This window comes from Campylobacter sp. VBCF_01 NA2 (assembly GCF_027797205.1).
Taxonomy (GTDB): Bacteria; Campylobacterota; Campylobacteria; order Campylobacterales; family Campylobacteraceae; genus Campylobacter_B.
In genome coordinates this window covers 1,527,956-1,553,874 of record NZ_CP115607.1, presented here as the reverse complement: position 1 = coordinate 1,553,874, position 25,919 = coordinate 1,527,956, and the positions used below count along the sequence as shown (strand labels likewise).

Sequence of the window (25,919 nt, the reverse complement as noted above, 5' to 3'; positions counted from 1 at the left end):
TGTTGTAGGGTGGGCGTTTTGCACCGAAAATTCGGCAACCTTATGGTGGGCAAAATGCCCACCCTATGATATTATATTAATTCTTTTTGCCGTCTGCTTTATTTTTAACAGCAATATAAAGTGTGTTTAAATCCGCAGAATTTAGCCCTGTAAATTTCTTTGCAGCGCTGATTGTCTTTTTCCCAAAAACGCCATCGGCTTTGAGTTTATAGCCGTTTTTGATAAGAATTCGCTGGATTTGCATGGTTTTTTCTCTATTGCTTAGATTTATACTTTTGATAACCTTGTTATCTGTCGGTGTATTAGAGGGTGTGTTATCGCCTGAAACAAGCCATATAAAACCAACTATGAGAAGTAATCCAAGAATGCCTCCACCACTGCTAACTTTTTCATACCGATTTCCCCACATGTCATAATAAGCCATATTGAACCTCTAATATCACATAAACGATTATTTGTAGGTTTGGATACCTACAAATAAACATAGAATTAACGAAATTCTCGTCTGAAAAATTTAGGACCTTTTTTATAGCTTAAATTTTGTAAAAATCTATATGCACCTATGACGATACCGACCAATCCACCGATACAAACAAGGCCACCAATAGCGCTACCCATAGCAGCACCTACGATAAACAATATTACACCCAAAATTAAAGTTGGAGCCCACGATACACCATATCTAATCTCAGCTTGGCAACCACTGCAAACTGATACTCCGTATTTGATGTCGTCCTTGCCACAAAATGGGCAGTCTAAGTGTAGCTCTTCATCCATAGTTTTCTCCTTGAAAAAAAATAAAGTTTTATTCTACCCCCCCCCCCCCTTAAAATGGGTTGAAATTTTGATTATGTGGTGCAAAATTTTGTATTGATTTATTATAAGCTTGCGAAGTAACTTTGTAAATTGAGGAATTCGTAGAAATTTCGTTGGATTTTAAAAAGCAAAATTTCGGGGCAGTATTTCAAATTTGCGATAGCGGAATTTTGAAATTTGCAAAATTTTGTAGAATTTTAAAATTTGGCTAGAAAATCCTAGCCAAATTTTGCTTATTTCGCGCCTTTTGGCGGCATAAACGCAGTTAGCGTAATGTCTTCGCCGTCTTTTGGTTTATAAGGCTCGATATTTACAAGGCAAGTGTGAGAGATATTTCCGTTAGCTAGTTTGCTTGTCGGAATATCGATAGTAAGCACATTTGCCGAGCCGTTTTTGCAAAGTCCGTTTTCGTTTGGATCATACCAAGCACCTTCGCATAGTTTTACGACATTTCTTGGCGTGTCATCATTTACAACCGCACCTGCTAAAATTTGACCCCTAGCGTTGAAAACTCTTACCAAATCGCCGCCCTTTATACCTAGCTCTTTTGCGTCTTCTTCGTTGATGAAAATCGGCTCTCTTCCAGCTACTGCATAGCTATCTCTTAGCTTAGTTTGGTTTTGTTGTGAGTGTAAGCGATCATTTGGGTGTGGGCTTATCATGTGGAATCTGGCTGGTTTATCCTTCATACCTAGCCACTCGATTGGCTCAAACCATGTCGGGTGAGCCTTGCAGTCATCATAGCCCATTTTTTCGATAGTTTCAGAGTAAATTTCGATTAGTCCGCTTGGTGTGCCAAGTGCATTTAAAATCGGATCTTCTCTAAAATCTGCAAAAGTTACATAGCTTTCGCTCTCCATTGTAGGGAAAAATTCAGTCGGTTCGTTTTTGTTCCACCACTCTTCAAAACTTGGCATTTTTATTCCCAAAGCTTCGTTTGCATTTACTTGATTTGCCGCTGTTTCATAGAACTCTTTTATCCAGTCCATTTCGGTTTTGCCGCCTTCTGTGTAGGCTTCTGCAAGTCCGTCCGCATAAGCTTTACACAAATCAACGAAAACTTGATAATCATCTTTTGCGCCAAATTGTTTTTCTACGACCTGTTTTTGTGGGACGATATGCATATTTGTATAGTCCCCTGTCATAGAAATATCGTTTCTTTCATAAGAACTAGTTACAGGGAAAACGATGTCAGCCATTTTTGCTGTCGGTGTCCAGTAAATTTCATTTACGACGATAGTTCGTGGTTTTCGCCAAGCCTTGACATTTTTGTTTGTGTCTTGTTGTTGTGTGAGCGGATTTCCGCCGACCCAGTAGATAAAATCCATATCAGGATATGTGATTTTATTTCCGTTATCATCAAGTGTGGCACCCGGATTTAGCAAAGCGTCCGCGTTTCTTGCGACAGGATATGACATCAAAGCAGTATTAGATAGCCAAGATTGCGCTGCATTTTCTTTTGCCCCATCAGCATTAGCAGGACCCATATATTTGCCGTCTTTGATAACGCCTACGCTTCCTGCGTTGATTGTTTTAATCACGCCACCAACGCAACTTGGAGTTCCGCCGTTTGCATAGTGGTAGCTAAAACCAAATCCACCACCAGGAAGCCCGATTTGACCAAGCATACTAGCAAGAGTTACTATCATCCAATGCACTTGTTCGCCGTGGTGCGCTCTTTGCATACCCCAACCAGCCATAATCATAGTGCGATTATCAAAGAATTTTTCGGCTAATTCTTTTATAACTTTTGCTTCGATTCCGCAAATTTTCTCTGCCCACTCAGGTGTTTTTTCTACGCCGTCTTCTTTGCCTAGTAAATACTGCTCAAATTTATCAAAGCCAACGGTGTAAGTGCTTAAAAATTCTTTATCATATTTACCTGATTTTAGTAGGTGATTTGCCATAGCTAACATCATCGCGACATCGGTATTTGGAGTAGGTCTGATATGAGTAGCTTTGCCTTCGAAAAATTTAGTTGTGATTGTTTTGAGCGGGTCAATTATAATGATTTCTTTACCGCTATCGCGCAATTTTTCAAAATATTTAAACGAGCCTTCATCAGAAACCGTAAATGACAAACGCAAAGTGCCGATTGGATTCATACCCCAAAGCACAACGACTTTTGAGTTTTCTAAAACCACAGGCCAAACGGTTTGTTGCTCATAGACTTGGCTAGATCCCACGACATGCGGTAAAATCACTTGCGCAGCTCCGGTTGAAAAATCCCCGGTAACGCCCACAAAACCACCTGTCATATTCATAAATCTATGAAGAAGTGTTCTTGCCATGCCAAGTGCGCCTGAGCTTTGCCAAGCGTAGCTTCCTGCACAAATGCTATTCATACCCTTTTGTTCGCGTGTTTTTTTAAGTTCTCTTGCGACAAGTTTGATAGCCTCTTCATAAGGCACTTCGACCCACTCGTCCTTGCCACGAAGCTCAGGTTTTGGGCTATCTGGGTTTTCAAGGTAGCTTTTGCGAACCATTGGGGCTTTGATTCTTGCTTTATAAACCAAATCGTCCATGGCTGTTTGCAAAGGATTTGGCACATTTGAAGTTTTTTTCCAAGCCTGTGATTTTACGATTTTGCCGTCTTTTACGGTAGCTTTTAAAATTCCCCAGTGCGCCGCAGTGAGAACTTCGCCGTTTTTAACCAAAGCGGTATTTGCCTCTGCCCCAAGGGCAAAATTTGGAATTGCGCTAGCAGCACCCAGAGCGACGCTGCCTTTTAAGAAACTTCGTCTTTTCATCTTTTCTCCTTTAATCGACATTAATGTCTTTTGAATGTTTTTGTAAATACTGAGTGATAACCCAAATTTCATCTTGGGTTAATGGCGTGCGTGATTGCATTGATTTAATCAGCGCAGGCCATCTATTTGCGACCTGAGTTTCGCCTCTGTGAAGCGGGTGGCAGGTGCCGCAGTTTTCTTCGTGGTTTTTCTTCGCTGTGCTAAAAATCGCTTTCAAATCCGTTTCTAGCGCGTCTGGTGAAGTATAGGCTGTGATTTTTACCTTGTTATACTCGCCTAAATTCTCCAAAACCTCAGCGTCGAATTTCGCCTGTTTTGAAAAAGCAACCGAGATAATTCTCGCCTTAGGGGTAAAATAAATGATATTTTGCGCCTTTGCGCTTTGGTAGCCTTCAAGGCTAAATTTGACCTTTTTATCATCTGCTTCGATGATTTTGATCTCATTTGTCGGCATTAATCTTCCGACACTTTCGCTTAAATCTGCACTTAGGCTGATATTTTTAACAGCTACGCTATACGCGCTATCGCCCACGCTAAGGGCGTTTGCGGCGCAGGTTAAAAGACCTAAGCAAAGAGCTAAATTTAGAATTTTCAAATTTTCTCCTTTGTAAAATTTTGATAAATTTTATAAAAAACAAAAATAAAAATTTGTCATTTTTATGACAAATTTAGTTTTTATTATCGATACTTAACCTTTTTGTGAGATAATAAAAATAAAAAGGCATTTTATGGGGACTAGGACGACAGGGGTTTTTGAGGGCGAGGAGTTATCGTTTTTCGGCAAAGAGGATTTGGATAAATTCAGACGCATTTCCTATCAAAAAGGCTCGATGATTTACGCTCAAAAAAAGCTTTTTATGATAATCCTAAAAGGCGAGGGCAAGCTAAATACCTACCACGAAAGCGGCAGGGAGTATGTGCTAAGCTACTTTGGGGCGGGTTCTTTCGTGCTAGTCGATACCTTTTCGTCATTTGAAATCACAAAAGACGCTGAAATTTTAGAGGCAAATTTATCCACCGTGATTGATCTGTTTGAGTTCAACCAAGACTTTGCGATTTATCTTTTTAACTCGTTTTTGAAAAATATGACAATGCAAAAAAATGTGATAAAAGAGCTGGTTTTTGATAGCGTCGAAACCCGCACATATAAATTTTTGCTCCAAATCTCACAAGAGGGCGTCGCGCATGTAAATGGCGGTGTCAGCGAAATCGCAAGCTTCGTCGGAGCCCCGCGCCAAAATGTCTCCGTGGCTGTAAATAAGCTAATCAAAAATAAAAAAATCCAAAAATTAGATCATCAAAATTTTAAAATTTTGCCCTAAATTTTCTTTGAAAACATAGCGTAAATTTGCGCACTCATCATCACAAATAAAACCGCTAAAATCACGCCAAAGGCTAAAATCATGCACTCAGCCATTGTGCCAAATTTCGCGCCCGGGATCAAATACCAGCCATTAGAATACAAATCCACAAAAAAACTTTGAATAGAATCTAGGCTCGTTCCTAGCGGAATTATGGGCGCGTCTAAGCCACAATCGCCAGTTGGCTTAAAAAAGCTAGCAAACCACTCATCAAGTGGCAAATTTAGCGGGAAATTTGGCTTAAATGAGCAACCATGCACGCCAAAAGGCAGATTACCTAAAATCGCGCTATGCACCTTGTATAGGTGGATTGAGCGAGCAATTCCATAAAATGCGCCCACAAAACACACGCCATAAGCGCAAAATTTAAGTAGCAAATTTCCCCCGCAAATCGTGCCTAAAATCGCGCCCAAAAGTATCACAAAAAATGCTAGTCTGATATACACACACTGCTCGCAAGGCGCCATAAATAGGTATTCTTGGAAAAAATAGTGCGCGATAATAATCAAAAGCGCGCAGACGAAAATCAGATAAATCCAAGGCTTCGCGCTGTTTTGCCACGCGCAAATTTTAAACAGCACTCTACTCATTTTTATTCGCTAAAAAATTAATTAAATTCGCAAATTCAGCCGTTGAAGTTATTTTGTCTGTTTTTATGAGGTATTTACCACCCACCACAAAGGCCGGCACGCCCTGAATAAGTGCGACATCATAGCCCTCGTCCCAAAGCCCAAGTAGCTCCAAAACTTCGCTATTTTGCAATTCGCTCTCGTAAATTTCGCGCGTGATCCCGCCTGCTTCAAAGCCTGTTTGCAAAAATTTCATCTCGTCCATATCGGCACTCGGGCGCTCTTTTTTGTCGTGATAACTCTCAAAATATGCAAATAAAATTTTCTTAAATTTCGAATTTGGCGAGTTTGGGGCTATATTTTCTCTTTTATCCAAAACTCTGGCCACAGCCAAAATTTTACTCACACTCACGCCAAATTCGCCCATAGCGTGCATGTGAAACGGCTCGTAAGTAGCCGAGATCTCGCCTAAAATTTCAGGCAGGACATTTTGATAATATTTATAGCAAAACGGACAAGCATAGCTAGAAATCGTCACGAAACTGCCCTTATCCACACTTAGTGGTTTATCCAAAACCAAATAATGCTCGCCTGCGCTAAATTCGCCATTTCCGCCGTCCCCGTGAGTGTTAGTCCCACCCATCATATACACACCAACGCCCAAACCAACGAGCAGAGCGAGGATAAAAACTAGTAGATTTTTTTTCATAAATTTTCCTTTTTTACTCAATTATAATGAAATTTTAAAAATTTTGGCTAAAATTTGGCGAATTTAAATTTTCAAATTTCAAAGGAGAAAAGATGAAAAAACTTTCCTTAATTTTGGCGATTTTCGCCACGATTTTTTTGGGCGGTTGTGCTAGCACGACCCAAGGCGGCGCTGTGGGGGTAAATCGCACCCAGCTACTCACGGTAAGTGAAGCCGAGCTTGACAAGGCAGCGGCAAGCTCATACACGCAAGTAATCAGCCAAGCAAAAAGCCAAAAAAAGCTAAACACCAACGCCAAACAAACCAAAAGGGTCAAAACAATCTCAAATAGATTGATTAACCAAGTAGGCGTTTTCAGACCAGATGCGCGCAACTGGAACTGGCAGGTAAATGTCATCGAAGATCCGACCGTAAATGCGTGGTGCATGCCAGGGGGTCGCATTGCCGTTTATACAGGCATTATCAATAAGCTTAGCCTAACTGATGGCGAGTTAGCAGCTGTCGTAGGACACGAGATCGCTCATGCTCTTCGCGAACACTCACGAGAGCGAGCCAGCACAGAGTCTATAAAAAACCTAGGCATTTCAATCGGCGCGCAAGCCGCTGGGCTAGGGGATTTGGGCGCGACTGGATTAGCGATTTTAGGTCAGTATGGATTTAGTCTGCCGTTTTCTCGCTCACACGAAACAGAGGCCGATATCATGGGCTTAGAGCTTATGGCGCGCGCTGGATACAATCCAAACGAAGCCCCAAATGTATGGCGCAAAATGGCGAAACTAGAAAGTGGTAGCAAAACGCCTGAGTTTTTCTCAACTCACCCAGGCGATGAAACCCGTATCAAAAACCTAGAAAAAACAATCCCGCTCGTCATGCCACTATACGAACAAGCCAAAAAAGGTAAAAAATAGCTTCGTAAGCTTCATCGGTGCGAAATTTGTGAAATTTCGCACCAGCTAAATTTCAAAATTCCGCACTTTTAAAATTTAAAAAAATTTGTGAAAATTAGTTTAATTTTGCTATAATCTGCATTTTATTTTAAATTCAAAGGATTAAATTTTGGACACGGATCGTTCGGTCTTTATGTTACTTCTCGCTTTTGTTTTAATTTTTTTAAATGCTTTTTTTGTTTTATCTGAATTTGCCCTTGTTAAAGTTCGACGCTCAAAACTCGAAGAATTCGTCAAAGACAAGGTCGCAAACGCCTCACTCGCTCTAAAAATGACAAACTCAATCGATACCTACCTAAGCGCCTGCCAAATCGGCATTACGCTGGCTTCCCTCGCCCTTGGTTGGATAGGCGAGCCAGCCGTAGCTAGCCTAATCCGCAAGCCACTTGCTAGCCTAAATTTAGGCGAGGCTAGCGTGCATACCGTGGCTGTGATTATCGCGTTTAGTATCATTACGACACTGCATATCGTCCTAGGCGAGCAGGCCCCAAAACTAATCGCAATCGCAAAATCCGAAAAAATCGTGCTTTGGATAGCTAGACCGCTTTATTGTTTTTGGGTTTTGTGTCTGCCCGCGATTAAGGCATTTGATTTCGTCGCATCAAGCGTGGTTAGGCTCTTTGGAATCCGCGCGGTCAAAGATAGCGAGGTCGCCCACTCCGAAGAAGAGATCAAAATCATCGCTAGCGAAAGCCTAAAAGGCGGAGTGCTAGATAGCGTGGAGACCGAAATCATCAAAAACGCCGTGGATTTTGGCGATACTGTGGCAAAGGAGATTATGACTCCGCGCAAGGATATGGTCTGCCTGGATAAAAACGAAAGCTACGAGGATAATTACCGCGTAGTTTTGGAGTCGAAATTTACCCGCTTCCCATACATCGACGGAGGCAAAGACACGGTGCTAGGACTAATCCATATCCGCGATATCATGCAACAAAACGGCGAGAAAAATTTCGATAAAATCGTGCGCAAACTCATTATCGTGCCAGAAAACTCCCCGATAACGAAAATTTTATCAATGATGAATAAAGAGCGCATTTTCGCCGCCCTTGTCATCGACGAATACGGCGGAACGGCGGGGTTTTTGACCATGGAGGACATAATCGAGGAAATTTTTGGCGAAATCGAGGACGAATACGACGATATAGAGCAAAATTTCACCCGCATTGACGATAATACTTACGAATTTAAAGGTCGCTTCGAGATCGAAAATGTCGAGGAGATAATGGAAATCGCCTTTGACGACGAGACCGAGCAGCTCACGATCGGTGGATATGTCTTTAATCTCTTTGGTCGTTTGCCAGAAAATGGCGATGAGATAAGCGACGAAAACTGCGATTACACCGTGCTTGCGATGGACGGCACCTCGATAGCCTCGCTTAGGGTCAAGAAAAAAGAAAATTAAAAGGGCGAAAATGGATAATGTAATCAGATTTAGCGTTTCACTGCCAGAGGAGCTATTTGACGAGCTAAACTCGCGCGTGCAAAGTAAGGGCTATCCTAGCAGGAGCGAGTATATCAGAGACCTAATCCGCGAGAAAATCGTAAATGATAAATGGAGCGATGAAAACAGCGACAGCGAGGGGCTTGGCGTGATTTGTATAGCGTATTCGCACCACCAAAGCGACCTGCTCGAAAACCTAATCGAGCTCGAACACCACGCTAAAATCGATGTTGTCTGCACGAACCATATCCATGTCGATCACGATAACTGCTTAGAGACCATAAATGTGCGTGGCAAAATGGGCGAAATCGAGAAATTTAGCGCCAAAATCGGCGGACTTAAAGGTGTGAAATTTTCGCAACTTGTCAAAATTGCAATTACGAAAGCGTGAAATTTGAAATTTTAAATTTGAAATTTGGCGCGGAATTTTTAAATTTTGCTTTTTAGTGTCATTGCGAGAATTTTGCTTTGCAAAATTCGAAGCAATCGCCAAATTCAAAATTCCCGCGCCAGTATCTAGGTTTGCGAAGCGAAATTTTTCTAAGTTACTCCACAGCGTTTAAGAAAATATAGTAAAAATTACTAGATTTTTTCGTGACATCAAATGTCCAAATATCGCTTTTTTCGCTATTTTCTTTGCGCGAAAACGCACTATTTTGCCCGAAATTTTTCTCAAATTCGCTAGCAAGCCCTTTGCAAATTTCGTCATTTTTATCTATTGCGATTTCTACTTCGTGGGAGCCAATGGTAGCGTATTTGGCGCAGTTTTTACCAGCTACGGCGATAGGGTTTGGGATATTTGTCATTTGCTCAACTTGGTTTTCAAATTTTCCCATAGCAGTGTGGTATGCGTAAAAATCATCAAGCAAGACCGAAATCCTTCTTAAACCATTTAAAATTTCTACTCTTTCGCGTGGGAGCTTCGCCATAATTTTTTCGTTCGCTTCGCTTACGGCGTTGCTAGCATTATTGCACTCGACCGCGTCTATATAAGCCACAGAGCCCGTTTTCGCGCACTCTTGCACCCTTGCCTTAGCGATTTGCAAGTTTGCCGCGAAGTATTCATAGCTTCTTGGCCCTTCATCCGCATACCCACACACAAAACCCATAGCCACAAGGCTTGGGATTAAAATTTTTTTCATTTTTTCTCCTTTATTAGATTTTCGACGCGATATCCCAAATTTGCACTAGCAAAATTTCACTCAAACGCCCTAAAATGCGCCTCATCTGCGAATTCTAACATCTCTTTATCGCCCCTGCTATCGCCATAAGCGATGATTTTTTCAAATTCGCTCAAATCATAAGCTTCTTTTATGCGCGCCACCTTTTGCGCCCCGTAGCAGTTTAAACCATCGATTTCGCCGGTGATTACGCCACCTTTTTTCTCAATTTTTGTGCCCAAAAGTTCGAGCCCATTTTCTTTGCACCAAGGGGCTAGCCAATCCTCCAAAGAGGCCGTTACGATGACGACTTTATCGCCATTTGCGATGTATTCTTTGATTTTTGCCATGGCTTCAAATTTGATAATATCTTCAATGTGCGTGGTGGAGTATTTTTTGCAAATTTTGGCGAATTTATCCACGCTCATACCGCCAAAAAAATGCACCATTAGCCGCCTGCGCGTGAAATTATTCGAACACAGCCCAAGCTTGTAGCCCAGCAAAATAGGGCTAAGCCTAAAAATCCCGCGTAAAAATTTCTTAAACCCCACGACATAGGCGATAAATTCGAGCAACGAATCGTCTCTGGTAATCGTCCCGTCGAAGTCAAAACAAACTAATTTCATAAAAATCCTTTTGGTTAAATTTTACAAAACTAGAATAAAAATTCGGAAATTTTATGGTGTGTTAATAGCCGAATTTACGGGAAATTTACCAAATTTTGCAGGCAAAATTTAGCTATCGCAAATTCTAAACACTGTGCCGAAATTTTTATTTCGCTAAATTTTGTTTTTTAAGTGTCATTGCGAGCCCGCTTTGCGGGCGTGGCAATCTACAAAATTTAAAAATCTAACCGCGCAAATGGCAGAATTTTAAAAGTCAAATTTAATGAAATTCAAAATTCTGCCATTTGCCCTGCCGTTAATTTCGACTTTGTAGATTGCCACGCTGTGCTTTCGCACGGCTCACAATGACACTTAAAAGCAAATTTGACTAAATTTTGAATTTCAAAATTCAACGATTTCCCCAGATTGCTTCGTCGTGGGAAAAGCTCTTGACACTTTTCTGTGCTCCTCACAATGACAGCATTGTAGGCAAAATTTAGAATTTATGGTGGAAAGGATGCCCACCCTACGAGATTTTTGGAATTTTAAAATTCGGGGCAGTATTTCAAGGTTGCGATAGCGGAATTTAAGGAGTAAAATTTAGAAAAATTTGAGCAAAATTCGTGCAAAATTTAGCCAAATTTCGCACGAATTTTAAAATTTACGAATTAGTTTTCGACATGCGTCTGCGCGTGGTCGGGTCTAGGTAGCGTTTGCGCACGCGGATATTTATCGGAGTAACCTCGACTAGCTCGTCTTCTTCGATCCACTCTAATGCGCGCTCCAAATTTAGGCTTCTTGGCGGAACTAGCTTAATCGCGTCATCGCTACCGCTAGCGCGGACATTTGTTAGGTTTTTGCCTTTGATTGGATTGACATCTAGGTCGTTTGGACGGCTGTGTTCGCCGATAATCATACCAACATAAACCTTGGCTTGTGGAGCGATAAATAGCACGCCACGATCTTGGAGATTCCATAGGCTATATCCCAGCGCGACGCCATTTTCCATGCTAGTTAGTGCGCCGTTTTGGCGTTTTTCGACTGCGCCTGAAAACGGGCGAAATTCCAAAAAGCTGTGATTCATAACGCCCTCGCCACGAGTATCGGTCAAAAACTGGCTTCTAAATCCGATTAGCCCACGAGCAGGGATTTCAAACTCGATTCTAGTTTGGCCATCGCCTGTGGGGTTCATCACCTTCATTTCGGCTTTTTTGCGGCCGAGTTTTTCGATAACTGTGCCTGTGCAATCATCAGGAGCGTCGATTACTAGGTGCTCGAACGGCTCACATTTCACGCCGTCGATTTCTTTGATGATGACCTCTGGGCGACCTAGGCAAAACTCAAATCCCTCACGGCGCATGTTTTCAGCCAAAATCGTGATTTGAAGCTCACCACGACCGCTAACCTTAAATTTACCCTCGCCGACATTTTCATATCGCATTGCGATATTTGTTTTCATCTCCGCCGCTAAGCGCTCATCGATTTTGTTTGAAGTTACAAATTTACCCTCAGTTCCCGCTAACGGACCGTCATTTACGCTAAAAATTACGCTTAGAGTTGGCTCTTCGATATGAAGCGCATCTAGTGGCATAGGGTTTGCGGGATCTACCACGCTATCGCCTACATCAAGCGCATCAAATCCAGCGATAGCGACGATATCGCCAGTGCCGGCGTTGTCGATATCGATACGCTCCAAGCCGTTAAATCCGATAAGCTTCGAAATTCTGCCCGTTACCTTTGTGCCATCAGCCTTGGCAAGCATTACGCTTTGATTTTTTGAAATTCTACCATTGAAAATTCTAGCAATTCCGATTTTACCGACATAGTTGTCGTAATCAAGGGTGAATACTTGAAGTTGCAAAGAGTTTTCATCGCTACCGCTTGGGCTTGGCACATGAGATAAAATCGTCTCGAAAAGTGGCTTCATATCGACATTTTCATCGCTTAGATTGTGTTTAGCATAGCCGTTTTTTGCCGCAGCATACACGACTGGGAATTCGAGCTGTTCGTCGTTTGCATCAAGTGCGACAAAAAGGTCAAAAATCTCATTTACCACACGATCTGGATCTGCGGCTGGTTTGTCGATTTTATTTACCACGACGATTGGGCGAAGTCCCAAAGATAGGGCCTTTTTAACGACAAATTTGGTTTGTGGCATTACGCCCTCTTGTGCATCGACGAGCAATAAAACGCCATCGACCATTTTTAGCACGCGCTCGACCTCGCCACCGAAATCCGCGTGGCCTGGGGTGTCGATGATATTAATCTTTGTTTCCCCATAGCGAATCGCTGTATTTTTCGACAAAATGGTAATTCCACGCTCTTTTTCGATATCGTTGCTGTCCATTACGCGCTCGCCGACCTCTTGGTGCTCGCTAAATGTGCCTGATTGTTTCAAAAGTTCATCTACTATTGTGGTTTTTCCGTGATCGACATGGGCGATAACTGCGATATTTCTAATATTTTCCAAATTTTACTCCAAAATTTTATGTTTAAAAACTGATGATTATACACTAAAAATTCTTAAATTCTAAGAATACTCTTTGACCTCATTTACCAAATACTCATACACTCTTTGCTGGATTAAAGCGTCGTTTTCATCATCGCTAATGAGGCGTCTAAGGTGCGAGAAATCGATCTTTTTGACATAGCGAGGCGCATTTTTTATCTCTTTGTCGATTTCTACTAAAAGCGAGTCTAAATTTAGACTTTTGTAGGTGTGGGCCTTTTGGATATATTCGCTCACAATCGATACCAAAACCCCCACTCTGCGCGAATCGTCGCTATAAATTTCGCTTGCGATTTCACGCAGGTTTTCGTAATCCTCATCGGTTTGCTTTTTTTTAGCAAGCAACATTGCAGCGAAAATTTTCGCTCTAAATTCGATAGAGCGGTGGTGAGAAATCGAAATTTCACGAAAAACCGAAAAAATATAATCTTTTAAATTCATTTATAACCTTATTTTAAGAAACTTTTAATTATAATCCAGTTCGCCCTTTCTTAGACCTGTGCAACGGTTTTTAAAAACACCGCTTCAGGGTGGGAACACAGCAGAGCACTTTTACCTATCGTGTGCCGCAGTCATCTGGGAAGGGGTTTTAAAACTCAACCCTATCCAATCCAAAATTTTCGATGAAATCATCACAAACGCTGTGAAAATCGACGCCTTCTATGCTTTTATTTCGTCTGAAATTTTCGAGCATTGAGTTATATCCGCTGACTAATTCTTTGCTTTTGACGCCATAACTTATCGAAATTCCAGCCTCGAAAAACGCGGCTAGTTTATCGCAAAATTTAAGCGCTCTGCCGTCGATTGCGCGAAATTTATCCTCGTTATACGCACCAAGCGAGCCGTCTGCGAAATTTGGCTTACCGCCAAGCTCGTAAATTCTGTTTTCAAACTCATCTTTTATAAATTTCTCGCCGTCATTTCTAATACCCAAAATATAGCTAAACTCATCTCTGATATGCTCTGGCACGAAGGGCAAAATTTTATCATCTATTAGGCGCATTTCGTATTCGCTGATGATGTCGCTAAGCCCAGCCACGCCGTATTTTACGGGGCTGATGATATCGCGGGTAAGGCTTTCAGGCAGATCGTGAAAAAGCGCGCAGTAAAAATTATAAAAAATTCTACTCTTGCACGCGCCGACTTTTAGCGAGTAAAAGTAGCTTAAAATCGCCACGATTAGCATGTGACCTAGCACGCTAGTCTCAGGTATGCGTGGGGTTTGCGCCCAGCGCTTTTGAAACCTTAATCTACCGCTAAGATCTACAATTCGAGCTAGTTTTTTATTCATTACGATTTTACGCACGCCGATTAGCTCGTAATAATCCTCTAATTCCTCTTCGACCTTAAATTTAAGCTCTTCGATATCGTTTAAAAACTGGCTAGTTTGATAAACGATATTAAATTCCCACCTCGTAGCCAGATAACTTGCCGCCTTTAAAATGAGCTTTTCTTTTTCGTGTGAGTAGCCGTTTTGATAGGCTATAAATCGTTTTAAAAATTCGCCATCTTGCACGCTAGAAAGGTCGTTTTCAAGCTGTGAGAGAACCCATTTGTTAATTTGATCTTTTTTACTTTTTTGAATTTGATGAAAGACATCTGGGCGGATATCAGTTACTACGATGCGTGAGAGAAAATCAAAAATCCCAGCCTCGATGACATAGCTCATATCTATATCGCGCTCGAAACTAGCGATAAAATAGGCAATGATAAATTTGTGCGCTTGTTTGTCAAGTTCGACTAAATTTACCATTTTTGGGTAGTCGTTCCAGCGCGAAATACTCGCACTTTTAAAGATTTTTTCTACTAAATTTGAACTTATCATTTGTAAATTTTATCCGAATTTATTTCAATCACGGTATGCACATTTCCGCGCGGGTTAAAGTCAGCCACGATTTTTAGGTATTTTGGCTGCAATTTTTCTTGCAAGGTAGCGTAAATTTCGTTCGCGCTGTCCTCGTGGGAGATGTAGCGATCCATAAATGAGTTAATGTAGAGTTTGATTGCTTTGAGCTCTACGACAAATTTATTCGGTATGTATTCTAAATATATCGTCGCAAAGTCAGGGTATCCTGAGCGCGGACAGCGGCAACAAAACTCCGGAAGCGTGATTTTGATCAAATAATCATTTTCGTGTTTATTTGGCCAAATTTCCATTTTTTCTATGTCAAATTCTTTTATCTCTTTTTCGCCATAACGCATTTTATTTCCTTAAATTTATAATATCTTCTGGTTTGCCTACGCAAAAACCCTGCACGAAATCGACCCCAAGCTCGTAGAGTTCGTCTTGGAATTTCGGCTTATCTACGAAGCGAATAATGCTTTTAATGCCCGATTTCTGGCACATTTCGTTTAATTTCATAAAAACATTTTTTATTTTTTCGTTGCCTAAATTTTTATTATACTCGATATCATAAATCACAAAATCAATATCGAAAAATTTAAAATACTCGAAACTCGCGTTCGCACCGCCAAACTGGCTAAGTCCAAAGCTAAATCCCAGCTCTTTAAATTTAAGCAAAATTTCGGCAAATCGCTTTGTTTCAGAGTAAATTTCTTCCTCGTTAAACTCCAAAACAATCTTGCTTGGATCGATTAAATTATTGTCAATTAGCTTTAAAATTTCGTTGCGAAACTCGGCATTTCGCAGTGTCTGAGGCATGATTTCGATAAAAATTTTATGCTCGATATCCTTAAAATAGATAATGCGCGAAATTTGCTTAATCATCGCAATATCGTATTTGATATCGTAATTATTAAAGTGCAAAATATCAATAATTCGGCTTTTTGTAACCTTATCGCCGGTTCTGAGATCTAGTTTTGGGATTAAGTTTATATGCGATTTAACGCCATTTTTATCCGCGACATATTGAAATTTAAAGCTAAAACTCTCATTGTCAATCGCATCAACGACATCTTTGTTAAAATCATCGAGCAAAATTTTATTCAAATCAATATTTTCGCTGGATTTTTCCTCTTCGACCTCTTTGCGATTTATCTTAAAAAATAGCGCGTTTGTGATATTGCTGAGATTTTTGTCATACGAAGTAGGCATGATTTCAAATTCGGTTTTAATCTCGATATTGTTTATGCTTTGGTTTGAAATTTTATGCTCGAACATCTTCAAAATGTGCGTTAAATTCGCCATTTTGCCATTAAGCCCAAAGATAAAGTGGCCGTTGATAAAACGCCCAATATGCAAATTTTTAAAGCCCTGATTTGCCATAAATTTCGCAAATTCTTTGCAAAAATTATACAAAATATCGTCGCCGTTTTGATAACCATATCTATCGTTGATATCGGCGATATTTTTGATACGAAGCAAAACCACATGGTTGATTTTGTTTTTTTTCATCTGTTTTTTTAAAATTCGCTCGATCTCATCGCGCACGAATACATGGCTGACTGGATCGATTAGCGTCTTTTTAAAACCAAAGTAAATTTGATAAATTACATAATACACATTGCATATCAAAAGTAGTGAAAAAAGTATCACATCGTCACTATGAAAGTGATTTTCCTTAAACATAGTGTAACCAAAGGCAATCAGCACTAGGACAAATGGCACTGAAATTTTAAGTGCCGTTGCAAATCTATTTTCGCGCTCTTTTTGCTCTGAGACTAGAATTACTTCGTTTTCGATAAATTTACCCATTAAATATCCAAATTTTTAACATCTTTTGCGTGGTCTTGGATATAGTTTCGCCTAGGCTCCACTTCATCGCCCATAAAAAGGTTAAATGTATCGCTAGCGCTTTGCGCATCAGCTATACCCACGCGAAGCAAACGACGATTTTCCTTGCTCATCGTGGTCTCTCTAAGCTGATCTGGGTTCATCTCGCCAAGACCTTTGTAGCGTTGAATATACGCACCTTTTTTCGAATTTCGCTCAATCTCGTCCAAAACCTCGATATAATCCCTGCCAAAATCGACCTCACGCTCTTTGATTAGCCCATACACGCGGATTGCTTCGGCAAAAATATGATTTGTAAGCAAGGCTTCGTTGATATTTAGTTGCTCCAAACCATTTGGAGTTTGGACATAGATACGAATTTCACTCTCGCTGACATTTGAATTTAAAATATTAAATCCCTCGCTCTCTAAGCGCGTTTTAATCACTTCAAAAAGCGCAGAATATTCCATAGAGCGCGCTTCGTCGTTTTCGATTAGATACCTAATCGCAGAAATGACGCTAAAACGCTTTTTAAGCTCGTTTAAAAGTGAGCGGTAGTTTGAAACGATTTTTAGAAAATCGATTAAATCTTGGTTGCCGATTCCTTCGAATTCGCCCATATCGATACCAGTTTCGATCAAAAATTCACTCAATGCGCGCTCATCTTTTAGATAAATTTCTTTTTTGCCCTTTTTGTATTTGAAAAGTGGCGGTTGAGCGATATAAACATAGCCGTTTTCGATAATCGGACGCAAATAGCGGAAGAAAAATGTCAAAAGCAGGGTCTGGATATGGCTACCATCGACATCGGCATCTGTCATAATGATGATTTTGTGATAGCGAAGTTTATCGGCGTTAAATTCCTCGCCCACGCCACAACCAAAGGCGGTTATCATGTTTTTGATCTCTTCGGATTGTAAAATTTTATCCAAGCGCGCTTTTTCGACATTTAAAATTTTACCGCGCAAAGGCAAAATCGCTTGAAAATCCCTATCTCTACCACCTTTGGCAGATCCGCCCGCACTATCGCCCTCGACAAGGAAAATTTCACTCATACTAGCATCTTTACTGGTGCAATCAGCGAGTTTTCCTGGAAGTGTGCCGACTGAGTTTATGTTATCTTTTTTTCTCGTTAAATCGCGCGCTTTTTTCGCTGCTTCGCGACCACGGGCAGCTAAAAGAGCCTTTTCCATAATCGCTCGTGCTTCATTTGGGTTTTCTTCGAAATATTTGCAAAGCACCTCAAAGGTCATTTTTTGCACGATTGGTTTGACATAGCTTGAACCAAGTTTGCCCTTAGTTTGACCCTCGAATTGCGGTTCAGGCACTTTGACACTTACGACTGCGATTAGGCCTTCTCTGACATCATCGCCGGTGATTTTGGTGTCTTTTTCGCGTGCGGCTGCGTTTGCTGCGATATAGTTTGTGATAGCGCGAGTTAGTCCCGCTCTAAATCCAGCTTCGTGCGTTCCGCCGTCTGGGGTTTTGATATTATTAACAAAGCTTAATAATTTTTCATCGTAGGTTGAATTATACATTAGCGCGATATCCACAGCGACATCTTCGACGCTATCGCTAAATGAAACTGCCTTGCTAACTGGTGAGGCTTTGTTCATATCAGTTACGAAGCTTTCTAATCCGCCCTCGAAATGAAAACTCTCATTTCTGCCGTCTCTTTGGTCTTTAAAATTTATGGTAATTTTTGGGTTTAAATATGCTAATTCTCTAAATCTTTTTGACAAAGTATCGGCATTAAATTCTAAAATTTCAAAAATTTCGCCATCTGGCCAAAATTCCACAGTCGTTCCAGTGCGGTTTGTGGATTTTATGATTTCTAAATCGGTAGTTGGCTTGCCTTGTGAAAATTCTTGGCGATAAACATTGCCTTGGCGTTTGATTGTAAGCACAAGCTTTGATGAGAGCGCATTTACGACACTTACACCCACGCCATGAAGTCCGCCACTGACCTTGTAAGTGTCTTTGTCAAATTTACCACCAGCGTGCAAAACGGTCAAAACCACAGTCGCTGCTGGCAAATGCTCTGTGGGGTGCATATCTACTGGGATTCCACGGCCATTATCTGTGACGATACAGCTGCCCTCGCGCGTGATTTCTACATCGATAGTATCACAATACCCAGCCATAGCCTCATCGATAGAGTTATCCACAACCTCATAAATCATGTGGTGTAGTCCTCCGATATTTGTATCGCCGATATACATTCCTGGGCGTTTTCTAACCGCTTCAAGACCTTTTAAAACTTTAATATTTCCTGCACCGTAATTTTGTTGTTCCATTAAATTTTCCCTTAAATTTCTTAAATTTTATTAATCGGCATTACGACCGTTTTTAGTTCGCCTGAGCTTAGCACAAATGCTGTTTCTGAGTTGTTAAAATCTAGCTCAAACATATCGTCCTCGACGCTGTTTAGAAAATCGAGTAAAAATCTGTTTTTAACGCCAAAAATCAAATTTGATGAAACTGCGATATTTGCCTCAATTTCGGCTTTTGCCTCAGAATTATCTTCGTTTATGCTCTCAAAAATAATGCCATCAGGCTTAATCGTAACCTTCATTTCCTCGCACATTGCGTTGATTGCTTTTACGCCACCGACAAATTTATCTCGTGGTAAAATCACTTTAAAATTTGTCTCAGTTGGGATTACACGCTCATAATTTGGGAATTTTCCGTTGATTAATTTTGTGAAAAATTCGAAATTTTCGCTCACTGCTAAAAGGACATTTTCGTCATAATAAATTTCGATTTTATCTGAAAATAGCTTTTGAATTTCGCCAATTGCCTTTTTAGGGATTAAAATTTGGGTATCTTTTTTGGCAAATTCGCCCATATTTGTATTTAGCACAAAGACACTAAGGCGTTTAGTATCGGTTCCGACTAAATTTAAATACCCGTCTTTTACATCAATCAAAGCTCCGTTTAGCTCGTATTTTGGGTTGTTTGTGTCGATTGAAGAGTATATTTTTTTAAGACTTCTGCCAAGCACCAAAGCATTTACATTGAAGCTGTTTTTGCCCTCGATTGTAGGGAAATTTGGGAAATCTTTTGAGTCAAACATAGGGAGTTTGTATTTTAATTTTTTTTGTTTTACAAAAAGCGCTCCGTTCATTGTCTCTAATGTAACATTTTCGTCGCCCAAACCCTTGATTACGCTAAGAAGTTTTGAGCCATTGGCTGTGGCTTCGCCCTCTTCTTCGATCATAGCATAAGGCAAAACATAGCTAAGGCCGATTTCGTGATCTGTGGCTTTAATACTTAGTTCGCCGTTTCTAGCCCTGATTAAAATGTGAGAAGTAATTGAGCTTAAATCCTTTTTGTCAAGGTAAGGATTGGTGTTTGAAACAATGTCTTCTAAAACCTTTTTTGCAATTATGACTTTCATAGTTGTCCTTTAAATTTTAAATTTTTGTTTTTGTTATAGTAGAGTGTGGGATTTAGTGAATACCCCGCGCAAATGCTGAATTTAGCGAAATTTGCTTTGTGAATTAAATTTGCCATTTTATTCACCATTATTCACAAATTTTGATTTTATTTCATATTTTTTCATTATTTTCCTTTTGGGTTATTTTGTTTTTTAACTCTTCGATTTTGATTTTAAAAAATTCATCTTTCTCAATCGTTTCGTTGATTTTTTTGATATTTTTGCTAATGGCGCTGTGATCTTTGAGATTGAAATACGACGCGATTTTTGGCATTGAATTTTTGGTTAAAATTTTGGCTAAATATATGCAAATTTGGCGCGCTTCGATGACATTTTTGGCCCTTGTTTTGCTTTTTAGCTCGCTTGGTTTGACATTTAGCTCTTTTGAAATCACGCTTATAATCTGCTCCAAATCGACATTTTGGTAGTGTTCTTTGATATGATCTTGAAGTACGATTTTGGCAAATGGTAAATCAATTTTGACTTTTATAACTGATGAAAATGCGTTTAGTTTGTTTATTGCGCCATTGATTTCGCGGATATTATCGCCCATATTTGTGGCGATGTATTGTATGACATCGTTTGGGAGATAAAAATTATTTTCCTCGCTTTTGCGCTTGATGATTGCGATTTTTGTCTCTAACTCTGGCGGCATGATATCAGCGATTAGCCCGTCGCTAAATCTCGAAATCATGCGCTCCTCAAAGCCTTTTAGGTATTTTGGCGCGATGTCGCTGGTTAGGACGATTTGGCATTTTTTTTCTCTTAGTTCGTTGAAAGTGAAGAAAAATTCCTCAATCGTCGAGCTTTTGCCTACCAAAAACTGAATATCATCGATTAGCAAAATATCGCAGTTGCGGTATTTGTGCTTAAATTTATCCATTGTTTGATTTTCTAAACTTGAAATAAATTCTTTTACAAACCCCTCGCTGCTTACGCAAATGACGCTTAGATTTTTTTTGATACAGTGATTTGCGATCGATTGGAGCAAATGGGTCTTGCCAAGCCCACTCGGTCCGTATAAAAACAGCGGATTATACATTTTGTTGCCGGGGTTTTTGGCGGCACTGACTGCGCTGGAAAATGCGAGTTTGTTCGAATCAGCCACGACGAAATTTTCAAATGTGTAATTTTCATTGACAATCGTGCTTTTTGGCTTGTCTTGCGGGATCATTTTTGAAATTTCTTTTGGGGAAATTTTGGCTTTTGAAGTGATTTTGACCGTGATATTGCTAACGCCAAATTTTTTAACTAGCGCATTTTTAATTTTCACGGCGTATTTACTCTGTATATATCTAGCCACAAGCTCGTTGTTTGTGTGATAAACAAAGAATTCAGAGGTAGAGTTTTTTTCATTAAATTTTAAATTTTTGATATATCTTTCGAAGTCTAGTGGTGGAATTTCGCCCGCTAAACTTAATAAAATTTCTTGTGGTTGAGTTTCTGCCATAAATTTTCCTTTGTTTAATCCTTAATTTTAGCAAAATTTCGCTAAATTTGTGTTAAATTTATAAAGTAATTCACAAGTGAATAAGGCGTGAATTAAAGTGAAAGATTGTGATGAAAATTTTAGGAATTGATCCGGGGACTAGAAATTTAGGCTATGCGATTTTAGAAAAAAATGTGAATAAAATTTCGCTCGTCGAAGCAGGTTTAGTGAAAATGAAGGCCGAAAATGTGCAGTTTCAGATGACGCAAATGGCAGAGGCGATTGATCTTATATTTTCGCAACACAAAATCGATGAGGTCGCAATCGAGAGTATGTTTTACGCCTACAATCCCCAATCCGTGCTAAAACTAGCGCAGTTTCGCGGGGCTTTGGGGCTAAAAATTTTGCAAGTTTATGGTAACTTCGCCGAATACACGCCACTTCAAATCAAAAAATCCGTAACCGGCAAGGCAAAGGCCGCAAAAGAGCAGGTCGCCTTCATGGTTAAGCGAATACTAGGGCTCAAAGGCGAGATCAAACCGCTCGATATAACCGATGCTATCGCGGTTGCGCTCACTCACGCAAACGCTATGAGAGGGCTAGAAAAATAAGAGGGGTAGAAAAGTGAAAATCGCACTAGCGCAGATTAAAAGCGAAATTTTAAAATTCAAGCAAAATTTATCCAATGCGCGAAATTTGACTTCGCAGGCGAGGGATTGCGATATTATCGTGCTTCCTGAGACATTTTTAAGCGGATTTGCGCCTGAAATTTTTAGCGAAATTTTGCCAGAGCAAAACGAAAAAGCGCGCGAATTTTTACGCGAAATTTCAGCGCAAAAAGTCGCAATCGCTGGGCTAGCACTGAACGAAAATGGCGAAATTTACAACCGTGCCTTGGTGTATCAAAACGGGCGTGAAATTTATCATTACGATAAAATTTTTCTTTTTTCAAATTCAGGTGAAAATAAATTTGTCCGCGCTGGCGATAAATTCGGGCTTTGTGAAATTTTGCATGATGAAAAACCCGTAAAAATCGGACTTGCGATTTGCTATGATTTGCGATTTGGCGAAATTTTCCGTTACCTTGCCAAAAATGGCGCGCAAATTATCTTTGTCATCGCGCAGTTTCCGCACTCTCGCATAGAGCATTTCCGCACTCTCGCGCGGGCTAGGGCGATTGAGGCGCAGTGTTTTTTAGTAGCCCTAAATAGCGCCTCTGGCGGGCATTCGTGCGTGATTAGCCCTGAGGGAGAGATTTTGTGCGAGCTTGGAGTGGAGCAAGAAAGTGAAATTTGCGGTATTAATCTAGCCCAAATTTCGCTAGTTCGGGCGCAAATGGATATTTTAAAAGATGAGCGAAAAGAGATTTTAAAGGAGATTTTATGAAGGATTTAGTTTTTGTAATCGATATGGTAAATGGTTTTGCGAAATTTGGCGCAATGGCAGATCCAAACATCGCTAAAATCGCACCCGCAATCGCTTCGCAAATCCGCAGAAGTGCAGGCGTGCATTTCATCTGCGACGCGCACGGCGAGCGGGATTTGGAGATGAAACGCTACCCAGCGCACTGCATCGAGGGCTCGCCAGAGGCCGAAATAATCGACGAGCTAGCCGAATTTGCCACCCCCCAAAACACCACCAAAAAACGCTCGACAAACGGCTTTTATGCCCTTGATAAGGCTATTTTGAGCGAATTTGATAGATTTGTGATTACGGGGTGCTGCACGGATATTTGCGTTTTGCAATTTGCCCTTGCGCTTCGCACATATTTCAACGAAAATGACATTAATAAGGACATTGTCGTGCCAAGCGAGTGTGTGGCGACATACGACGCGCCAAATCATGAGCGCGAGTATTATGAAAAGTGCGCGTTAAATTTAATGAGAAATGCTGGAATTTTGGTGATTTAAGTTAAATTTGGCGCAAATTCGCGCCAAATTTGCCAAATTTATTTCAAATTTGCCTTGAAAAATTCTTCAAATTTATCAAACGGAATTTTTTTATCATACAAATCCGTATGACTTGCACCCGGCACGATAAAAAGCTCTTTGTTTTTGCTTCCAAGCTCTTTAAATGCGTCCTCGCTAAAATATCGTGAGTGCGCGACCTCGCCGTGCGCTAGTAAAACAGGGGCGCGAAGCTCATTTGCGTAAGTTAAAATTTTATCGCTCATACGCGCTAACGCGTCTGTTTTGCTCCAAAAATGCTCTTTTGAGTTGATTGCGCGCTCGTGGTAACCACGCTCGGTTTTATAATACAGCGCGTAGTCAGCGACAAATTTTGGTGTTTGCTCGGTAATGGTTTTAGGGTCGATATTTCCGCTTGGCAAATACTCTACCTCGCCCTTTTCGAAGTCCGTCCAGCGTTGCAAATTTAACGCCTTTTTGGCCTCAAATCTAGCATTTTCATCTACGCTGTCGTTGTATCCTTTTGCGGTTACACGGGTCATATCATACATCGTCGTGGTCGCAACGGCCTTTATGCGAGTATCGCTGATAGCAGCATTTAGCGCAAATCCAGCCCAGCCACAAATGCCTAAAATTCCGATTTTTTCTCTATCGACGAAGTCTTGCACGCCCAGATAATCCACGGCTGCGCTAAAATCCTCTGTGTTTATATCAGGGCTAGAAATGTCGCGCACATCGCCACCGCTCTCGCCTGTGAAACTTGGATCAAAGGCTAGTGTTACAAATCCTCGCTCGGCTAAGGTTTGCGCGTGAAGTCCGCTAGATTGCTCTTTGACTGCGCCATAAGGGCCAGAAATGGCGATTGCAGGGAGTTTGCCGTTCATATTTTTTGGAGTGTATAAATCCGCAACGATTACAATTCCGTAGCGGTTTTTGAAGGCTACTTTTTTGTGATTTACTTTGTCGCTTTTTGCAAAGGTTTTATCCCACGCACTCACTACATTTTTTGGCATATCCGCTTCGCCTTTGGCACTTGCAGTGGTGGCTAAAACAGCTCCGAGAGCTAGCGAGATTAGGACTTTTTTCATATTTTCTCCTTGATTGAAATTTAGTGAGAAAATTTTAGCAAATTTAAGAAATTTTAGTTAGAAAGATTATCCAAATTTATTGCCTAATTCTGCAAATTTCAAAATTTATCTAGGGTTAAATTTTGAAATTTAACCCTAAAAATTTATAAAATTATCGCAAAAATTACGCCAAAGATGATTAGCGGGATATTGAAAAATATAAATGTCGGGACGCAGGTATCCCAGATATGGTTATGCTCGCCATCGATGTTTAGCCCAGCAGTAGGGGCTAGCGTGCTATCGCTGGCTGGACTTCCAGCATCTCCAAGACCTGCTGCCACACCGATGATAAAAATCGTCGCAGCCACGCTAAATCCAAGCTCAGCTGCCAAAGGACAATAAATCGTCGCGATAATCGGAATTGTGCCAAAACTAGATCCGATTCCCATTGTTACAAGAAGCCCTATGCCTATCATTAGCACGGCTCCACCGATTTTGCCGCCACTTAGGCTAGCCACTGCGCTTACTAGCTCGCCCACGCCGCCTGTTTCTTTGATAATCGTGCCAAATCCGCCAGCTACAAGCATCAAAAACGCGATGTATCCTAGCATATGCACGCCTTGGTCGAAAATGCTATCTAACTCGCCCCATGGAATACCGCCTAAAAGTAGCATTGTAAGGATTCCAGCCAGAGCGGCAAAGGGCATTGAGCCAGCGTCGATTTGGATTACCATGCTAAGGACAAGTTGAGCGATGAAGCACACTATAATCCCAGCTAGCACGCCCCATTCTCGTTTTTGCATTTTAAATTCCTCAAAATGCGCTTCAATGCTCTCTTTGGTTTGAGTATAGCTTCGTGGCTTGCGGTAGTAAAGCATGGCTAAAACAAGGCCAATTACCATAGGTATGGCACTCATCCACATGACCCCAGCGATATCGCTGATACCTACATCCATGCCGTTTTTGCTCATCTCTTTTTGGATAATTCCCATAAAAATCAGACCAAAGCCCACAGGAAACGCCATATACGGGGTTTGCAAACCAAATGTCAGCGCGCAGGCTATGGCGCGGCGGTCGAGTTTTAGTGAGTTCATAATTTTTACAAGTGGCGGGATTAGTATCGGGATAAATGCGATATGAACAGGGATTAAATTTTGTGATAAACACGAAATAAAGGCAATCATAGCGATGAAAATAAATTTTTTATCGCTGATAAATCCAGCCACGCTTCGCACCAAAATCGCCGTCAAATTTGTGCGAGCTACGGCACTTGCGATGACGCCAAGTAGGATATACGATAGCGCAGTTTCCAAGTTTCCGCCCATGCCGACACTGCCAGTTTGCGGGTTGCCGTTGATGAAATAGCCTATGGCGTCCATTAGCGGGATATGGCTAGTCAGCACCGCGCAAATCGCGCTGATTAGGATAGCTAGCATGACATTACAGCGAAGCAAACACAAAATACTCATCAAAAGTATGCTTAAAAACACTGGGTTGCTTAACATTTTTTGCCTTTGTGTGGAATTTGGGCAAA

Annotated in this window: 25 protein-coding genes and 1 other RNA gene; 8 read left to right on the top strand and 18 right to left on the bottom strand. The window is 40.9% G+C overall.

Annotated elements, in window-relative coordinates:
- Positions 1 to 76 precede the first annotated feature (76 nt).
- The 4 genes from PF027_RS07925 to PF027_RS07910 all read right to left on the bottom strand — a co-directional run bounded on the left by PF027_RS07925 (position 77) and on the right by PF027_RS07910 (position 4,161).
- Positions 77 to 424, bottom strand: a complete 348-nt coding sequence (locus tag PF027_RS07925; protein ID WP_270872597.1) for a peptidoglycan-binding domain-containing protein — start codon at positions 422 to 424, stop codon at positions 77 to 79.
- Between the two features lie 65 nt (positions 425 to 489).
- Positions 490 to 777, bottom strand: coding sequence for a hypothetical protein (locus PF027_RS07920; protein WP_270872596.1), 288 nt, complete (start codon positions 775 to 777; stop codon positions 490 to 492).
- A gap of 272 nt (positions 778 to 1,049) precedes the next feature.
- Complete coding sequence (locus PF027_RS07915; protein ID WP_270872595.1) at positions 1,050 to 3,566, bottom strand: molybdopterin guanine dinucleotide-containing S/N-oxide reductase; 2,517 nt, start codon at positions 3,564 to 3,566, stop codon at positions 1,050 to 1,052.
- A gap of 10 nt (positions 3,567 to 3,576) precedes the next feature.
- A complete protein-coding gene (locus PF027_RS07910; protein WP_270864651.1) occupies positions 3,577 to 4,161 on the bottom strand; it encodes a cytochrome C in 585 nt (194 codons plus the stop codon).
- Positions 4,162 to 4,294: 133 nt separating this feature from the next.
- Here PF027_RS07910 and PF027_RS07905 point away from each other — a divergent pair, with 133 nt between their 5' ends.
- Positions 4,295 to 4,888, top strand: coding sequence for a Crp/Fnr family transcriptional regulator (locus tag PF027_RS07905; RefSeq protein WP_270858633.1), 594 nt, complete (start codon positions 4,295 to 4,297; stop codon positions 4,886 to 4,888).
- Here PF027_RS07905 and dsbI read toward each other — a convergent pair.
- Together dsbI and PF027_RS07895 are read right to left on the bottom strand one after the other, a co-directional pair.
- Positions 4,885 to 5,517 (bottom strand): protein-disulfide oxidoreductase DsbI, encoded by a 633-nt coding sequence (dsbI, locus tag PF027_RS07900; RefSeq protein WP_270872594.1) that lies wholly within the window; start codon positions 5,515 to 5,517, stop codon positions 4,885 to 4,887. The two genes, PF027_RS07905 and dsbI, sit on opposite strands and share 4 nt — an antisense overlap.
- Positions 5,510 to 6,205, bottom strand: coding sequence for a thiol:disulfide interchange protein (locus PF027_RS07895; protein WP_270872593.1), 696 nt, complete (start codon positions 6,203 to 6,205; stop codon positions 5,510 to 5,512). Before PF027_RS07895 ends, dsbI begins: the two co-directional genes overlap by 8 nt.
- Before the next feature lie 92 nt (positions 6,206 to 6,297).
- Here PF027_RS07895 and PF027_RS07890 point away from each other — a divergent pair, with 92 nt between their 5' ends.
- The 3 genes from PF027_RS07890 to nikR all read left to right on the top strand — a co-directional run bounded on the left by PF027_RS07890 (position 6,298) and on the right by nikR (position 8,987).
- Entirely contained in the window at positions 6,298 to 7,113 is an 816-nt protein-coding gene (locus PF027_RS07890) for a M48 family metallopeptidase (RefSeq protein WP_270872592.1), read from the top strand.
- A gap of 172 nt (positions 7,114 to 7,285) precedes the next feature.
- The gene (locus PF027_RS07885) at positions 7,286 to 8,557 is read left to right on the top strand and encodes a hemolysin family protein (protein WP_270864646.1); all 1,272 of its coding nucleotides are present in this window, start codon (positions 7,286 to 7,288) and stop codon (positions 8,555 to 8,557) included.
- 10 nt (positions 8,558 to 8,567) lie between these two features.
- The gene (gene nikR / locus PF027_RS07880; RefSeq protein ID WP_270877260.1) at positions 8,568 to 8,987 is read left to right on the top strand and encodes a nickel-responsive transcriptional regulator NikR; all 420 of its coding nucleotides are present in this window, start codon (positions 8,568 to 8,570) and stop codon (positions 8,985 to 8,987) included.
- 154 nt (positions 8,988 to 9,141) lie between these two features.
- Here nikR and PF027_RS07875 read toward each other — a convergent pair whose 3' ends face one another.
- From PF027_RS07875 to PF027_RS07860, 4 genes are all read right to left on the bottom strand, one after another.
- Entirely contained in the window at positions 9,142 to 9,738 is a 597-nt protein-coding gene (locus PF027_RS07875) for a hypothetical protein (protein ID WP_270865703.1), read from the bottom strand.
- A 56-nt stretch (positions 9,739 to 9,794) separates the two neighbouring features.
- Positions 9,795 to 10,382 carry an HAD-IB family hydrolase gene (locus tag PF027_RS07870; protein ID WP_270877259.1) on the bottom strand — a complete coding sequence of 196 codons (588 nt, stop codon included), beginning with the start codon at positions 10,380 to 10,382 and terminating at the stop codon, positions 9,795 to 9,797.
- A gap of 640 nt (positions 10,383 to 11,022) precedes the next feature.
- Complete coding sequence (gene typA, locus PF027_RS07865; protein WP_270872588.1) at positions 11,023 to 12,831, bottom strand: translational GTPase TypA; 1,809 nt, start codon at positions 12,829 to 12,831, stop codon at positions 11,023 to 11,025.
- A gap of 60 nt (positions 12,832 to 12,891) precedes the next feature.
- Positions 12,892 to 13,311 (bottom strand): hypothetical protein, encoded by a 420-nt coding sequence (locus tag PF027_RS07860; protein ID WP_270858641.1) that lies wholly within the window; start codon positions 13,309 to 13,311, stop codon positions 12,892 to 12,894.
- Positions 13,312 to 13,358: 47 nt separating this feature from the next.
- On the opposite strand from PF027_RS07860, the gene ffs reads away from it, so the two are divergent.
- Positions 13,359 to 13,456, top strand: an RNA gene (gene ffs / locus PF027_RS07855) — signal recognition particle sRNA small type.
- 3 nt (positions 13,457 to 13,459) lie between these two features.
- Here ffs and PF027_RS07850 read toward each other — a convergent pair.
- The 6 genes from PF027_RS07850 to dnaA form a co-directional block, all read right to left on the bottom strand.
- Positions 13,460 to 14,695, bottom strand: coding sequence for an HD domain-containing protein (locus PF027_RS07850; protein ID WP_270864643.1), 1,236 nt, complete (start codon positions 14,693 to 14,695; stop codon positions 13,460 to 13,462).
- A complete protein-coding gene (queF, locus tag PF027_RS07845) occupies positions 14,692 to 15,072 on the bottom strand; it encodes a preQ(1) synthase (RefSeq protein WP_270858643.1) in 381 nt (126 codons plus the stop codon). The genes PF027_RS07850 and queF overlap by 4 nt, the downstream gene beginning before the upstream one ends.
- A gap of 1 nt (position 15,073) precedes the next feature.
- Positions 15,074 to 16,525, bottom strand: a complete 1,452-nt coding sequence (locus tag PF027_RS07840) for an EAL domain-containing protein (protein WP_270876292.1) — start codon at positions 16,523 to 16,525, stop codon at positions 15,074 to 15,076.
- The gene (gyrB, locus tag PF027_RS07835; RefSeq protein ID WP_270876293.1) at positions 16,525 to 18,840 is read right to left on the bottom strand and encodes a DNA topoisomerase (ATP-hydrolyzing) subunit B; all 2,316 of its coding nucleotides are present in this window, start codon (positions 18,838 to 18,840) and stop codon (positions 16,525 to 16,527) included. Before gyrB ends, PF027_RS07840 begins: the two co-directional genes overlap by 1 nt.
- 20 nt (positions 18,841 to 18,860) lie before the next feature.
- Positions 18,861 to 19,943, bottom strand: a complete 1,083-nt coding sequence (dnaN, locus tag PF027_RS07830; protein WP_270862632.1) for a DNA polymerase III subunit beta — start codon at positions 19,941 to 19,943, stop codon at positions 18,861 to 18,863.
- Positions 19,944 to 20,094: 151 nt separating this feature from the next.
- The gene (gene dnaA, locus PF027_RS07825; RefSeq protein WP_270876294.1) at positions 20,095 to 21,432 is read right to left on the bottom strand and encodes a chromosomal replication initiator protein DnaA; all 1,338 of its coding nucleotides are present in this window, start codon (positions 21,430 to 21,432) and stop codon (positions 20,095 to 20,097) included.
- Positions 21,433 to 21,542: 110 nt separating this feature from the next.
- Here dnaA and ruvC point away from each other — a divergent pair, with 110 nt between their 5' ends.
- The 3 genes from ruvC to PF027_RS07810 are packed head-to-tail and all read left to right on the top strand — an operon-like array spanning position 21,543 to position 23,321.
- The gene (gene ruvC, locus PF027_RS07820; RefSeq protein ID WP_270862630.1) at positions 21,543 to 22,022 is read left to right on the top strand and encodes a crossover junction endodeoxyribonuclease RuvC; all 480 of its coding nucleotides are present in this window, start codon (positions 21,543 to 21,545) and stop codon (positions 22,020 to 22,022) included.
- Positions 22,023 to 22,035: 13 nt separating this feature from the next.
- A complete protein-coding gene (locus PF027_RS07815; protein WP_270876295.1) occupies positions 22,036 to 22,797 on the top strand; it encodes a nitrilase-related carbon-nitrogen hydrolase in 762 nt (253 codons plus the stop codon).
- Positions 22,794 to 23,321, top strand: a complete 528-nt coding sequence (locus PF027_RS07810; protein ID WP_270873413.1) for a cysteine hydrolase family protein — start codon at positions 22,794 to 22,796, stop codon at positions 23,319 to 23,321. The genes PF027_RS07815 and PF027_RS07810 overlap by 4 nt, the downstream gene beginning before the upstream one ends.
- 38 nt (positions 23,322 to 23,359) lie before the next feature.
- Here PF027_RS07810 and PF027_RS07805 read toward each other — a convergent pair whose 3' ends face one another.
- Together PF027_RS07805 and PF027_RS07800 are read right to left on the bottom strand one after the other, a co-directional pair.
- A complete protein-coding gene (locus PF027_RS07805; RefSeq protein WP_270876302.1) occupies positions 23,360 to 24,331 on the bottom strand; it encodes an alpha/beta hydrolase in 972 nt (323 codons plus the stop codon).
- Between the two features lie 218 nt (positions 24,332 to 24,549).
- Positions 24,550 to 25,890, bottom strand: a complete 1,341-nt coding sequence (locus PF027_RS07800) for a Na+/H+ antiporter family protein (RefSeq protein WP_270858651.1) — start codon at positions 25,888 to 25,890, stop codon at positions 24,550 to 24,552.
- Positions 25,891 to 25,919 lie beyond the last annotated feature (29 nt).

What these genes read in the sequence shown, in the direction of transcription:
- PF027_RS07885 (WP_270864646.1), top strand. Translation starts at nt 7,286, where the DNA reads ATGTTACTTCTCGCTTTTGTTTTAATTTTTTTAAATGCTTTTTTTGTT.
- queF (WP_270858643.1), bottom strand. Translation starts at nt 15,072, where the DNA reads ATGCGTTATGGCGAAAAAGAGATAAAAGAATTTGACATAGAAAAAATG.
- dnaN (WP_270862632.1), bottom strand. Translation starts at nt 19,943, where the DNA reads ATGAAAGTCATAATTGCAAAAAAGGTTTTAGAAGACATTGTTTCAAAC.
- PF027_RS07870 (WP_270877259.1), bottom strand. Translation starts at nt 10,382, where the DNA reads ATGAAATTAGTTTGTTTTGACTTCGACGGGACGATTACCAGAGACGAT.
- PF027_RS07810 (WP_270873413.1), top strand. Translation starts at nt 22,794, where the DNA reads ATGAAGGATTTAGTTTTTGTAATCGATATGGTAAATGGTTTTGCGAAA.
- gyrB (WP_270876293.1), bottom strand. Translation starts at nt 18,840, where the DNA reads ATGGAACAACAAAATTACGGTGCAGGAAATATTAAAGTTTTAAAAGGT.
- PF027_RS07840 (WP_270876292.1), bottom strand. Translation starts at nt 16,525, where the DNA reads ATGGGTAAATTTATCGAAAACGAAGTAATTCTAGTCTCAGAGCAAAAA.
- dsbI (WP_270872594.1), bottom strand. Translation starts at nt 5,517, where the DNA reads ATGAGTAGAGTGCTGTTTAAAATTTGCGCGTGGCAAAACAGCGCGAAG.
- PF027_RS07850 (WP_270864643.1), bottom strand. Translation starts at nt 14,695, where the DNA reads ATGATAAGTTCAAATTTAGTAGAAAAAATCTTTAAAAGTGCGAGTATT.
- PF027_RS07805 (WP_270876302.1), bottom strand. Translation starts at nt 24,331, where the DNA reads ATGCCAAAAAATGTAGTGAGTGCGTGGGATAAAACCTTTGCAAAAAGC.
- PF027_RS07915 (WP_270872595.1), bottom strand. Translation starts at nt 3,566, where the DNA reads ATGAAAAGACGAAGTTTCTTAAAAGGCAGCGTCGCTCTGGGTGCTGCT.
- PF027_RS07905 (WP_270858633.1), top strand. Translation starts at nt 4,295, where the DNA reads ATGGGGACTAGGACGACAGGGGTTTTTGAGGGCGAGGAGTTATCGTTT.
- PF027_RS07925 (WP_270872597.1), bottom strand. Translation starts at nt 424, where the DNA reads ATGGCTTATTATGACATGTGGGGAAATCGGTATGAAAAAGTTAGCAGT.
- PF027_RS07800 (WP_270858651.1), bottom strand. Translation starts at nt 25,890, where the DNA reads ATGTTAAGCAACCCAGTGTTTTTAAGCATACTTTTGATGAGTATTTTG.
- PF027_RS07920 (WP_270872596.1), bottom strand. Translation starts at nt 777, where the DNA reads ATGGATGAAGAGCTACACTTAGACTGCCCATTTTGTGGCAAGGACGAC.
- PF027_RS07860 (WP_270858641.1), bottom strand. Translation starts at nt 13,311, where the DNA reads ATGAATTTAAAAGATTATATTTTTTCGGTTTTTCGTGAAATTTCGATT.
- ruvC (WP_270862630.1), top strand. Translation starts at nt 21,543, where the DNA reads ATGAAAATTTTAGGAATTGATCCGGGGACTAGAAATTTAGGCTATGCG.
- PF027_RS07895 (WP_270872593.1), bottom strand. Translation starts at nt 6,205, where the DNA reads ATGAAAAAAAATCTACTAGTTTTTATCCTCGCTCTGCTCGTTGGTTTG.
- dnaA (WP_270876294.1), bottom strand. Translation starts at nt 21,432, where the DNA reads ATGGCAGAAACTCAACCACAAGAAATTTTATTAAGTTTAGCGGGCGAA.
- nikR (WP_270877260.1), top strand. Translation starts at nt 8,568, where the DNA reads ATGGATAATGTAATCAGATTTAGCGTTTCACTGCCAGAGGAGCTATTT.
- PF027_RS07875 (WP_270865703.1), bottom strand. Translation starts at nt 9,738, where the DNA reads ATGAAAAAAATTTTAATCCCAAGCCTTGTGGCTATGGGTTTTGTGTGT.
- PF027_RS07890 (WP_270872592.1), top strand. Translation starts at nt 6,298, where the DNA reads ATGAAAAAACTTTCCTTAATTTTGGCGATTTTCGCCACGATTTTTTTG.